General features: G+C 41.7%; 13 protein-coding genes. 10 read left to right on the forward strand and 3 right to left on the reverse strand.

Features of this window, described 5'->3' with window-relative positions; all coding sequences use genetic code 11:
* Nucleotides 1-48: 48 nt before the first annotated feature.
* Nucleotides 49-1059, reverse strand: a complete 1011-nt coding sequence (locus ACEQ81_RS13130; RefSeq protein WP_411031359.1) for a glutamine synthetase beta-grasp domain-containing protein — start codon at nucleotides 1057-1059, stop codon at nucleotides 49-51.
* Between the two features lie 212 nt (nucleotides 1060-1271).
* On the opposite strand from ACEQ81_RS13130, the gene ACEQ81_RS13135 reads away from it, so the two are divergent.
* From ACEQ81_RS13135 to pyrF, 9 genes are all read left to right on the forward strand, one after another.
* A complete protein-coding gene (locus ACEQ81_RS13135) occupies nucleotides 1272-3458 on the forward strand; it encodes a glutamine synthetase III (RefSeq protein WP_411031360.1) in 2187 nt (728 codons plus the stop codon).
* An 87-nt stretch (nucleotides 3459-3545) separates the two neighbouring features.
* Nucleotides 3546-4724 (forward strand): AIR synthase related protein, encoded by a 1179-nt coding sequence (locus ACEQ81_RS13140; RefSeq protein WP_411031361.1) that lies wholly within the window; start codon nucleotides 3546-3548, stop codon nucleotides 4722-4724.
* A 54-nt stretch (nucleotides 4725-4778) separates the two neighbouring features.
* The gene (locus ACEQ81_RS13145) at nucleotides 4779-5222 is read left to right on the forward strand and encodes a ubiquinol-cytochrome c reductase iron-sulfur subunit (protein ID WP_411031362.1); all 444 of its coding nucleotides are present in this window, start codon (nucleotides 4779-4781) and stop codon (nucleotides 5220-5222) included.
* Nucleotides 5223-5255: 33 nt separating this feature from the next.
* On the forward strand, nucleotides 5256-5690 hold the full coding sequence (locus ACEQ81_RS13150; protein ID WP_411031363.1) for a thioredoxin family protein: 435 nt from the start codon (nucleotides 5256-5258) through the stop codon (nucleotides 5688-5690).
* Nucleotides 5687-6682: an FAD:protein FMN transferase gene (locus ACEQ81_RS13155; protein ID WP_411031364.1), complete on the forward strand. Its 996-nt coding sequence runs from the start codon at nucleotides 5687-5689 to the stop codon at nucleotides 6680-6682. Before ACEQ81_RS13150 ends, ACEQ81_RS13155 begins: the two co-directional genes overlap by 4 nt.
* A gap of 10 nt (nucleotides 6683-6692) precedes the next feature.
* Nucleotides 6693-6902, forward strand: a complete 210-nt coding sequence (locus ACEQ81_RS13160; protein ID WP_411031365.1) for a DUF4266 domain-containing protein — start codon at nucleotides 6693-6695, stop codon at nucleotides 6900-6902.
* Nucleotides 6903-6905: 3 nt separating this feature from the next.
* Complete coding sequence (locus ACEQ81_RS13165; protein WP_411031366.1) at nucleotides 6906-8186, forward strand: DUF3570 domain-containing protein; 1281 nt, start codon at nucleotides 6906-6908, stop codon at nucleotides 8184-8186.
* A 71-nt stretch (nucleotides 8187-8257) separates the two neighbouring features.
* Nucleotides 8258-9334 carry a peptide chain release factor 1 gene (gene prfA, locus ACEQ81_RS13170; RefSeq protein WP_411031367.1) on the forward strand — a complete coding sequence of 359 codons (1077 nt, stop codon included), beginning with the start codon at nucleotides 8258-8260 and terminating at the stop codon, nucleotides 9332-9334.
* Nucleotides 9335-9358: 24 nt separating this feature from the next.
* Entirely contained in the window at nucleotides 9359-10183 is an 825-nt protein-coding gene (gene pyrF, locus ACEQ81_RS13175; RefSeq protein WP_411031368.1) for an orotidine-5'-phosphate decarboxylase, read from the forward strand.
* Here pyrF and ACEQ81_RS13180 read toward each other — a convergent pair whose 3' ends face one another.
* Nucleotides 10184-10378 (reverse strand): hypothetical protein, encoded by a 195-nt coding sequence (locus tag ACEQ81_RS13180; protein WP_411031369.1) that lies wholly within the window; start codon nucleotides 10376-10378, stop codon nucleotides 10184-10186. It abuts the gene before it with no gap.
* A gap of 243 nt (nucleotides 10379-10621) precedes the next feature.
* Here ACEQ81_RS13180 and ACEQ81_RS13185 point away from each other — a divergent pair, with 243 nt between their 5' ends.
* Nucleotides 10622-11131: a hypothetical protein gene (locus tag ACEQ81_RS13185; RefSeq protein ID WP_411031370.1), complete on the forward strand. Its 510-nt coding sequence runs from the start codon at nucleotides 10622-10624 to the stop codon at nucleotides 11129-11131.
* A gap of 76 nt (nucleotides 11132-11207) precedes the next feature.
* Here the strand turns inward: ACEQ81_RS13185 and ACEQ81_RS13190 are convergent, their stop codons facing one another.
* A complete protein-coding gene (locus ACEQ81_RS13190) occupies nucleotides 11208-12587 on the reverse strand; it encodes a RagB/SusD family nutrient uptake outer membrane protein (protein WP_411031371.1) in 1380 nt (459 codons plus the stop codon).
* Nucleotides 12588-12595: the final 8 nt, after the last annotated feature.

The raw sequence follows: 12595 nt of genomic DNA on the forward strand, positions 1-12595 counted from the left end.
CCGCCCTTATTAAATAAGAGCGGTTTGTAAGCAACATTCAATTAAATTTTAAACCTTAACAGATTTTACCGTCTGGATAATTCTACCTGCAATTTTGTACGGGTCTCCATTGGAAGCAGGTCTACGATCTTCCAACCATCCTTTCCAACCTTTTTCAACTGTAAGGATTGGAATACGAATAGAAGCTCCCCTGTCCGAAACACCATAACTGAAATCGTTAATAGAAGCGGTTTCGTGCAAGCCAGTTAAACGTTGATCGTTGAACTCTCCATAAACCGCAATATGCTCTTTGGTAACAGGTCTAAAAGCCTCACATATTTTTTCATAAGTTTCTTTAGAACCACAAGTTCTTAAAGTAGTATTGGAGAAATTGGCATGCATACCGGAACCGTTCCAATCTCCTTTCACTGGTTTCGGGTGCAATTCAATATAATATCCATATTTTTCTGTAAGTCGGTTAAGCAAGTATCTTGCTATCCAAATCTCGTCACCAGCTTTTTTGGCTCCTTTGGCAAAAAGTTGAAATTCCCACTGACCAGCGGCAACTTCTTGGTTAATACCTTCAAAGTTAAGTCCTGCCTCAATACATTGGTCCGCATGTTCTTCAACTAAGTCCCTGCCCCAAGTATTTTTACCCCCTACAGAGCAATAGTAAAGACCCTGTGGTCCTGGATACCCACCAATAGGGAAGCCTAATGGCAACTGTGTATCCACGTCCATAATAAAATATTCTTGTTCAAAACCGAACCAAAAGTCGTTATCCTCATCGTCGATCGCCGCACGGGAGTTAGACTCATGCGCCGAGCCGTCTGCATTTAGAACCTCGGTCATTACCAAATACCCGTTTACCCTATCCGGATCTGGATAGATGGCTACAGGTTTTAACAAACAGTCAGAAGAACCGCCTTCCGCTTGCTGTGTTGAACTTCCATCAAAAGACCATGTAGGACAGTCCTCCAATTTGCCGCTAAAATCCTCTTCGATTTTTGTTTTGCTCCTTAGGTTTGCAGTTGGTTTGTATCCGTCCAACCAAATGTATTCCAGTTTTGATTTGCTCATAATTCAGCTAGTTAAATTTTATGTTTTAAAGACCCACAAAAATATGTTTTTTCATGAATTTATCTAATTTTTAAAGGGTTAATAATCAAGAAAATCATATTATTTTTCAACACCCCTAGTTTTTTTGGGGTATTTTGTGAAAAATTTATTTTTTTGACTTTAAATTATTAAATCCATAATCCTTAATTTTGCCAAAATAAACCAATTTAAACATGTCCAAAACTAGATTTGATGCCATTGCGGAAAGCCATAGGAGAATTCGTATAGATATTGAAGAAAAAGGACGGCGTTCCGAACTGTTTGGGCGCAATGTCTTTAACGAGGAAAGAATGTTGCAATACCTAACCAAAGATGCATATAACAGTGTTAAAGCGGCTGTTTTTTCGGGTTCTAAAATAGATCGAAAAATTGCAGATCAGGTTGCCGAGGCCATGAAGACCTGGGCCATTTCCATGGGGGCCACGCATTATACCCATTGGTTTCAGCCCCTTACGGGGGCCACGGCCGAAAAGCACGATGCCTTTTTTGATCTTTTACCAGATGGTAAGGGTATGGAAAAGTTTGGAGGCGGGCAGTTGGTACAACAAGAACCCGATGCATCTAGTTTTCCTAGTGGTGGCATACGAAATACCTTCGAAGCTAGAGGATACACCGCTTGGGACCCTACCTCTCCTGCATTTATCTACGGAACCACTTTATGTATTCCAACCATTTTTGTGTCCTATACCGGCGAGGCTTTGGATAACAAAGCACCACTTTTAAGGGCCCTCCATGCTGTAGATGAAGCCGCTACCGCGGTTGCCAAATATTTTGATAAGAATGTAACTAAAGTAAACGCCACCTTAGGGTGGGAGCAAGAATATTTTTTGGTTGATAAGGCCTTGGCACATTCCCGTTTAGATATCGTTATGACCGGAAGAACCCTGGTAGGCCATTCGGCTGCGAAGGGACAACAATTGGATGATCACTATTTTGGGGTAATACCAAGTAGGGTTTTAAGTTTTATGAGCGACTTGGAAAAGGAATGTACCAAATTAGGAATACCGGTGAAGACCAGGCACAACGAAGTAGCTCCCAACCAATTTGAATTGGCACCAGTTTTTGAGGAGGCCAATTTAGCGGTAGACCACAATCTACTCCTTATGGACGTTATGGAAAAAGTGGCAGACAAACATAGTTTTAAGGTTCTTTTCCACGAAAAACCGTTTGCAGGCATCAATGGATCGGGCAAACATAATAACTGGTCCTTGGCCACCGATACGGGTACTAATCTGCTAAGTCCGGGATCTACCCCAATGAAAAACCTGCAGTTCCTCACCTTTTTTGTTAATACCATCAAGGCAGTAAATACATATGAAGAGCTGTTGAGATCCTCAATAGCATCGGCAAGTAATGATCATAGGCTAGGTGCAAACGAAGCGCCACCTGCCATTTTATCAATTTTTATAGGGACTCAATTGAGCAATGTTTTGGATGAATTGGAAGGGGTTTCCCATGGAAAATTATCGCCCGAAGAAAAAACGGAATTAAAACTGAACGTAGTAGGTAAGATACCGGAGATTTTATTGGACAATACCGATAGAAACCGTACTTCTCCTTTTGCCTTTACGGGCAATAAATTTGAAATGCGTGGGGTAGGTTCAAAAACCAACTGCGCCAAACCTATGACTATCTTAAATACTATTGTCGCCAAACAACTCATCGATTTTAAAAAAGAGGTAGATGTACTAATTGATAAAAAGAACCTTAAAAAGGACGAGGCCGTATTTAATGTGCTACGAGAGTATATAAAAACATCAAAAAGGATCCGGTTTGATGGCGATGGTTACAGCGATGATTGGGAGAAAGAAGCCAAGCGGAGGAAACTCAGCAACAATAAAAATACACCGCAAGCACTTAAAGTACTTACTTCCAAAGAGAGCCTGGCCTTGTTTAAATCTATGAAGGTAATGAGTGAGGTAGAAGTAAGGGCGCGACAGGAAGTTGAGCTAGAGGCTTACATTTTGCATACCCAAATAGAGGGTAGAATTTTTAACGAAATTGTGAACAACCACGTAATTCCGTCCGTTATAGCCTACCAAAACAATCTAATAAAAAACGTGATGGGCCTAAAGGATGTGTTTGGGGCCGCACATAAAAAATTATCGGATGGTCAGCATACCATTATCGAGCAGATAGCAGAGCACGTGGCAGATGTAAAAAAGAAGGCCGATGCCATGGCCGAGGCCAGAAAAAGAGCCAATGGCTTGCAGGGTGTTGAGAAAAAGGCCGCTGCCTATTGTGATAATGTAAAACCTTATTTTGACGAGATTAGATATCATTGCGATAAGTTAGAGCAATTGATAGACAACAGATTGTGGCCTCTAACAAAATATAGGGAGCTGTTATTCATTAAATAAGGCTTCCTTAAACCAATTCTAATTTAAAAGCTCACATTTGTGGGCTTTTTTTATGGATTCACCTATTTTTGCGTCAAACTACGATTAATGGGTACGTCAAATAGCGAAAGATATGCACAACGGGGGGTCTCGGCCTCAAAGGAAGATGTGCACAATGCCATAAAAAACATAGATAAGGGGTTGTTTCCCAAGGCTTTCTGTAAGATTGTTCCAGATTATTTAACCCAAGACGACGCATACTGCCTTGTGATGCATGCCGATGGAGCAGGAACCAAATCCTCCCTGGCCTATATGTATTGGAAAGAGACCGGAGACCTCAGTGTTTGGAAAGGGATAGCCCAAGATGCATTAATTATGAACATTGATGATTTGATCTGTGTAGGTGCTACTGATAATATAATGCTTTCCTCTACCATTGGACGTAATAAAAACCGCATCCCCGGAGCTGTTATTTCTGCTATTATCAATGGAACGGAAGAATTGATTGCCGATCTTAAGACCCATGGAATCACCATCCATTCTACCGGAGGAGAAACAGCCGATGTGGGAGATTTGGTACGTACCATAATTGTAGACTCCACGGTAACCGCCCGTGTTAAGCGAAGTAAGGTGATAGACAACGCCAACATACGGTCAGGAGACGTAATTGTAGGTTTGGAATCGTTTGGGAAGGCCACTTATGAGCATACTTACAATGGTGGTATGGGAAGCAACGGACTTACTTCTGCCCGCCACGATGTATTTGCCAAATACCTTGCGGAGAAGTATCCGGAAAGCTATGATACTGCCGTACCGACCGATCTGGTATATTCTGGTACTATAAAATTGACCGACCCCGTCTTGGGTTCCCCCTTGGATGCTGGTAAGCTGGTGCTATCACCCACAAGGACCTATGCCCCGATAATTAAAAAGATATTGGAAAACTACGACGCAAGCGATATTCATGGTATGATCCATTGTAGCGGGGGTGCGCAAACTAAAATATTACATTTTATAGACAATCTGCACATACTTAAAGACGATATGTTTCAGGTGCCACCATTGTTTAAATTAATACAAGAACAATCGGGTACGGATTGGCAAGAAATGTACAAGGTTTTTAACTGTGGCCATCGTATGGAATTGTACGTAAACGAGTCCGTGGCACAGCATTTGATATCTATTTCGGAAAGCTTTGGAGTTGCTGCAAAAATAGTGGGTAGGGTCACTCAAAATAAGGGTGCAAAACTCACTATAAATAGCGAATATGGAACCTTTGTTTATTAAGGCATACGAATACCCCTTTTCATACGTTGTTTTATAAGTAAAGACCCCTTTGTTATGGAAAGAAAAGAATTTTTAAAAAGCCTCGGTGCAGGCGCGGCCTTTGCCTTGGTTTTTCCTTGTGTAAATGGCTGTTCTAGCGACGGAAATGACGATGTTGCCCCAGAAGATATGAAACCCATACCTACCGGTGTGGATTTTACCATAGACCTTAGCACATCGGAAGGAGCTGGTTTACAGAACAACGGCGATTTTATTTTAAAGGATTTTGTGGTCGTGGTTAAGAATTTGGAAGGCAATTTTGTAGCTGCCAGTCAGGTTTGCAGCCATCAACAAACCGAAGAGGTAAGATTTTTGCAAGAAAGTGGTGGCATTTTCAGATGTTCCACGCACGGTGCCAGGTTTAGCCAAACCGGTAGCCCATTGAATAGTGTTACCAGTAATCCCTTAAAAATCTTTAGCACTGAATTGACCGGAGATGTTTTACGGGTTTTTGAGTAAACCCAACAAATTAATTGCCCCTAATCCTAGATTATGAAATATGTCCCCCACATAATCCTCATCTTGTTTTCCTTATGCTGTAATGCGCAGGAATGGCAGGCCACTTATGAGGAAGCACTTACTTGTGCCAAGGATCAGGACAAACCTATTGTACTCGTTTTTTCGGGATCGGATTGGTGTGCTCCCTGTATAAAACTAGAGAAGGACATATGGCAGTCCGATACGTTTAAAGCTTATTCCAAGGAAAATTATATACTTTATAGGGCCGATTTTCCAAGAAAAAAGGCAAACAAACTTCCCAAGGAAAAAGAGCTTGCCAATGGTCAATTGGCAGAAACGTTTAATCCAAAAGGGCATTTTCCGCTTGTTGTGGTCTTAGATCGGGAAGAGCGGGTTTTAGGCTACACAGGATATAAAAAAATTGCCCCTACCGCTTACATCTCACTTTTAAACTCTTTTGTAAAGTGAAGAAGTTTCTCCTCCCTATTCTTTTAATTTTTTTTGACCTAGCGGTACATGGTCAGGAAAATGATGTTACCGTCCATAGGGTTATGAGCCTCATGGGTAGCCGCTTCGAAATTACCGTAGTTGCCGCCAACGAGGAAATAGGATACATAAATATTGAGGAAGCGGCTGCGGAGATTAAACGCATAGAAAAAATGATCTCTTCGTGGGACGAGGCATCGGAGACCTCAAAAATCAATAGAAATGCCGGAATAAAACCTGTAGAGGTAAGTGTGGAACTCTTTAAACTTATAGAGCGGTCCAAACAGATTTCTGAAATCACAGACGGTGCTTTTGATGTTACCTATGCTTCCATGGATAAGGTTTGGAGATTTGATGGTACCATGGAATATCCGCCGACGGCCTCCGAAATAAAAAGGGCCATTGCTAAGGTAGGATATCAAAAAATAGTATTGAACAGGGATAAAAACACTGTTTTTTTAAGACAAAAAGGAATGAAGATTGGGTTTGGGGCAATTGGCAAGGGTTATGCCGCCGATAAGGCCAAGGAACTCTTGGTGTCCAAACAGGTACGAGCCGGCATAATAAATGCGTCTGGAGACCTTACAACGTGGGGCACAAAGTTAAGTGGGGAAAAATGGCTGATCGGTATTGCCAATCCGTTGAGTAAGGATAAAATTTTTTCTTGGTTGCCCATTGTGGAATCGTCTGTGGCAACTTCCGGAAACTACGAAAAATTCGTCACCTTTAAAGGAAAAAAATATTCGCATATTATCGACCCCAGAACGGGATATCCGTCCACAGGAATAAACAGTGTTTCCATTTTTACTAAGAGCGCGGAATTATGCGATGCCCTGGCAACAGCTGTTTTTATAATGGGTAAGGATGCAGGTATGGCGCTAATAAATCAACTTAGGGGTACAGAAGTGATTATAGTGGACGGCAATAACAAAATACATAAGAGCAATGGGATTCTTTTTAATAATAATCAGTAACTTTAATTGTATGAAGCGAATACTGCTGATATGTTTACTATCCATTTTTTGTACCTCATGCGTGGCCGTTAAGGAATATGAAAAGGTATACCTTAATGATGACGAAATGATTTTATCGGCACGAGGTGCGGAACGTTTTGAGACCAATTTTCAGATTTATAGGGAAGCGGCTTCGGGTGCCAATGGAGGCAAGACCGGTGGAGGCTGCGGTTGCAATTGATACATGATACATAAACTATTTATTTTTTGTCTATTGCTTGTGTCTTGCTCGGCATTTTCCCAGGCTAGCGGCTCTTATCAAAAAAGAGTGCTGGAAGCTGCAGAAGTAGACCTATTGTTCAGTTACTACGAACAGGAAGGTCAAAACGCTGCGGTTACCGGGGGGGAAGGTACGGAAGAGCTTACGGACGTCACTTCCAGCATTGTGGTGAACATCCCAATGAACGAAGACGATATTTTAACCGTAGATGTGGGCCTATCCGCGTATACATCGGCCTCATCTAGCAATGTAAACCCCCTGGATGGTAATGCCAACAATGCGGTAAGTCCTTTTATAGCTTCTTCGGGAGCGTCGCGCAAAGACCAACTTGCTTATTTTAAACCCACATATCAACACAGTTCGGAAGATAGAAATTCTATTTGGAACGCCAACGCGTATGTCTCCACTGAATACGATTACTTCTCTATAGGATTTGGTGGTGGGTATACCCGATTGTTCAATGAAAAGAATACTGAAATCAGCCTTAGTGGACAGGTATTTCTCGATAAATGGAATTCTCAATACCCCATAGAATTAAGAGGTGCTTTTTTTGACGATCGCATTGTAGGTACCGGAACCTATGCACCAAATTTTGTGGCATTCCAAGATGAAAAAAGGAATTCGTATTCACTGTCTTTTAGTTTCTCCCAAATTTTGGGAAAAAAGTTACAGGGGTCTTTGTTTATGGATATTGTTTCGCAAAACGGCTTACTAAGCACCCCTTTCCAACGTGTATATTTTGGAGATATCAATGATTTTTTTATTGACGATTTTCAGTTGGCAGACAACGTGGAACGATTGCCCGATAGTAGATTTAAACTGCCATTGGGCGGTAGGTTGAACTACTATCTAAATGATGTTATAGTTCTAAGGACATATTATAGGTTTTATTCGGATAATTGGGGAATAACTTCACACACGGCAAGCTTGGAGGTTCCTATAAAAATCACCGATAAATTTACGCTATATCCCAACTATAGGTATTACACCCAAACGGCGGCCGATTATTTCTATGCCAAGGAAGCGGCCCTTTCCACTTTTGAATTCTATACCTCGGATTACGATCTATCTGGTTATAACGCCAATCAATTTGGGTTGGGACTGCGATACAAGGACATTTTTACCAAGGCCAAGGTGTTTTCTTTCGGTCTAAAGACTATAGACCTTCGGTTTAATCAATACGATCGCAGTGATGGGTTAAACGCCTTTATTGTTACGGTAGGTACTACCTTTGTAGGGAACTAGCCTAGAACGCAACATTTGCTTAGTAAAGCTTCAAAAAAATCGTAAATTCGCAAACCAAGTAAAGCAGGTACATGTTAGAGAAACTGAATATTGTAAAGCAGCGTTTTGATGAGGTTTCGGATCTTATTATTCAGCCCGATATTATATCGGACCAGAAACGCTATGTGCAATTGAACAAGGAATATAAAGATCTTAAAAACTTAAGCGACAAACGAGATCAATATATTACACTTACCAACAATATTAGCGAGGCCGAGGAGATTATTGCAGACGGAAGTGATGCGGAGATGTTGGAAATGGCCAAGATGCAATTGGAAGAGGCTAAAAGTGCTTTACCCCCCTTAGAGGAGGAAATTAAGCTGTTGTTGATACCCAAGGATCCTGAAGATTCCAAAAATGTAGTTGTGGAGATTAGGGCAGGCACCGGAGGTGACGAAGCCAGTATATTTGCTGGGGACCTTTATCGTATGTATGCTAAATATTGTGAGTCCAAAGGCTGGAAAACCAATGTAATAGATCTTAGTGAGGGAACTAGCGGTGGCTATAAGGAAATACAATTTGAAGTTACCGGAGAGGACGTTTATGGAACTTTAAAATTTGAGGCAGGTGTTCATAGGGTACAACGCGTACCGCAGACCGAAACCCAGGGTAGGGTGCATACCAGTGCCGCCACGGTAATGGTACTCCCCGAAGCCGAGGATTTTGACGTGCAGATAGACCCCAAGGATGTACGCATAGATTTTTTCTGTTCATCTGGCCCCGGAGGGCAGTCGGTTAACACCACATATTCTGCGGTTCGACTTACCCATATCCCAACCGGATTGGTAGCACAATGCCAAGATCAAAAATCACAGCATAAAAACAAGGAAAAAGCGTTTAAGGTGCTTAGATCTAGACTTTATGATCTAGAGCTTGCCAAGAAACAAGAGGAAGATGCCGCCAAAAGAAACTCCCAGGTGAGTAGTGGAGACCGTTCGGCTAAGATTAGAACGTACAATTATCCCCAGGGTAGGGTTACCGATCACAGGATTGGTCTTACACTTTATGATCTTCAGAATATCATCAACGGGGATATCCAAAAAATTATCGACGAATTGATGTTGGTGGAAAATACCGAGAAGCTAAAAGAGGCTTCGGAAATCTTCTAATGTCGTAAAACGAACATAATTGAAATGACCACCGAATATCTGGTAGCACAAATTCGCCAAAAAAAATCCTTTCTATGTGTTGGGCTCGATACCGACCTACAAAAGATCCCAAAACATTTATTGGACGAGGAAGATCCCATTTTCGCCTTTAACAAAGCTATCATAGATGCCACCCATGATCTGTGTGTGGCCTATAAGCCAAATACTGCCTTTTACGAGGCTTATGGCGTAAAAGGGTGGCAGGCCTTGGAAAAGACCGTTAGATACTTAAACTCAAAGCATCCGGAGGTATTTACCATTGCCGATGCCAAAAGGGGAGATATCGGAAACACCTCTAGTAGGTATGCAAAAGCTTTTTTTGAGGACCTAGGTTTTGATGCCATTACAGTGGCACCTTATATGGGGAAAGATTCTGTAGAGCCTTTTCTTTCTTTCGAAAACAAGCATACCATTTTATTGGCGCTTACCTCCAATGAAGGGGCTTATGATCTGCAGACAAAAATGGTAGAGGGTAAACCACTTTATAAACAAGTCTTGGAGGTCTCAAAGACCTATGAACATGCCAAAAATTTAATGTATGTTGTAGGTGCCACGAAAGCCAGTTATTTAAGTGAAATACGGCAAATTATTCCCAATAGTTTTATTTTGGTGCCCGGTGTAGGGGCTCAGGGAGGCAGTTTAACGGAAGTATGCCAACATGGTATGACCCAAAATGTAGGGTTACTGGTAAATTCCTCTAGAGGAATTATCTATGCTTCGGATGAAAGGGATTTTGCCAAGGCGGCAAGGTTGCGAGCCAAGGAAATACAGGTGCAGATGGAGAAAGAATTAAGAAATTTGGTTCAATAATTACATTAAACCTTCTAAAATCTTCTGTATTTTTTTTGCTTTTTGCTCAAAAAACTCGCCAAGCTGCGTGTCCGTATATTTTAAGTTGGAAGCCTTGTCCATGAAGCTCTGATATTGATACTCCAATAAGGTAATTGCATGACTTCCACTTGTGATCGGGGTAACTGTTCCTACCCTACAATACTGCTTTTCCATAGTCTATATCTTTGTTCTTACAAATATACGACCAAAAACAGGGTTTGGATGTTGGGCACATGGTGTATTCACCTAAAAATCAGGTGATTTATCTATTTTTTAACAATTTGATGAGGAAATCCTCACATATGACCTTTTTTTTGGTAATTAACATAGGTTCTAAAGAGAGAGGAATTTTAAGGCTAAAACAGCTAAACTTTATACACTTATTGTAAATTGGTGTGGACTAATAATACATAGATTATGAAAAATAGATATTTTATGGCATTGGCGATTATATGGTGCAGTTATTCCTTGGTGGCTCAAGACACCCCTTGCGCTTGTTGTACCGATAACCACAGGGAGTTTGACTTCTGGGTAGGGACATGGGAAGTTACAGCTCCTGATGGTACTTTGGCGGGGAAAAATACAATCGAGATAATCCAGGACGGTTGTGTGCTAAAGGAAAATTGGACTAGCGCCACGGGGAAAAGTACGGGTGTCAGCACCAATTTCTTTAACTCACAAACAGAACAATGGGAGCAATTATGGTTAGATAATTCCGGGTCTTATTTAAAACTACAAGGTAGTCGGGCGGGAAATCAGATGATGCTCTCATCAGAAACGTTTACACATACGGATGGGAAGCAGTACACGAACAGAATTACTTGGACGGCCAATGAAGACGGAACCGTGCGCCAGATGTGGGAGGTATTGCAGGAAGGTGAGGTAGTAAGTGTAGCTTTCGACGGACTATATAAAAAAGTGGGATAGTCTTATACAAATAGAAACCGACCGGCCCCAAGGAGCCGGTCGGTTTTTTTGTTGATGAGTAGTATTTATATTATGATTAATTATACCCAGGATTCTGTTCTAGCATAGGGTTTCTATCCCTAGCGGATTGCGGAATGGGAAATACTAAACTATTATCGTTAAAAGGAAGCCCATCGATGTCTCTTTGGGTTCTCTTATAATCGTTTACAAGAAAACCTTCAAAGGCCAGTTCCAATTCTCTTTCGTTCAAAATAAGATCTAATGTAAGTGCCGCTAAAGGTGGGGCGAGCGATCTTCCACGTAAAGTATTGATTTCTACAAGCGGATCTAACCCTACCGCAGATCCCAGCCTAAAGTTGCATTCTGCACGTATCAAATGCATTTCTGCTACCCGTATAGGGGTTGCATTGGCAAATTGCCTAGCGTGTTTAGAGGTTAGTGTTAACCCTAGGCTTACCCCTTCGCCCGGGTACGTAAATGCCCTACGTTGATCCAAGGCAGAATCAAATTTATCCAAATAGTCCTGGGTGATGGCAATATCACCACCCCTTCCACCAAGTGCCTGAGTGGCATAATGGGTATTGGATTCGTTGGTTCCTTCTTGGTTGGTAACCACCCATGAGAATAAGGTTTCTACCGTATTGTCATCAGTCTCAAAGGCTTCAGCAAAGGTTGGCGTTAGACTGTGACCACTGTTTTGCAAAACATCATTGGCAGCGTCGCGTGCTGCACTAAAGTTACCTTGTTGAAGGTATACCCTTGCCAAAAGCGCTTTGGCGGAGTATCGATCTGCCCGTTCACCATTGGTGCCCGGTAATTTGGCAAAGGCATCGTTTAAATCCGAAAGCACTTGGCTATACACTTCTTCAACTGTATTTCTGCCTACCGCGCGAGTAGCATCTGGCGGTAAAAGCACAATAGGTACTCCAAGTTGCGAATTTGTTGCCCCTGCAGTATACTGTTGACCGTACAACCGTACCATATCAAAATAAACCAAACCTCTTAAAAATTTGGCTTCGCCCTCTACACGGTTACGTTCAGCAGCATCGTCGAATTTATCCAGATTATCGAGCACGGTGTTTACATGTCCAATGATGGCATAACTATCCCCATAGATATTTAGGGCACTCACATTATCATTTACCATGGCCTTGTTAAAAATATCCCTCAGCTCTTCGAAGGTTCCGTTCCAACTTACCTGATCGGTGTTTCCCAAAAGGTCATAAGCAATATTGATCTGCCCACTGTAAATTCCAAAATATAATGGATTGAGGTTGTCCGGGGTGGTATTTCTTCCAATATCATAGGCCGCCAATAATATGGCATTAACGTTTTCCGGTGTTGCCGTGGCCAGACCTATCCCGATACTCTGCTGCGGTTCTAGATCGAGTTCTTTTTCGCAGGATGTCCCAACAATCAAAAGAACTAAAATGGTTATTATTTTATAGTATTTCATAACTTATA

Origin of the sequence: Spongiimicrobium sp. 3-5 (assembly GCF_046557915.1) — a bacterium.
Lineage (GTDB): Bacteria > Bacteroidota > Bacteroidia > Flavobacteriales > Flavobacteriaceae > JBHEBG01.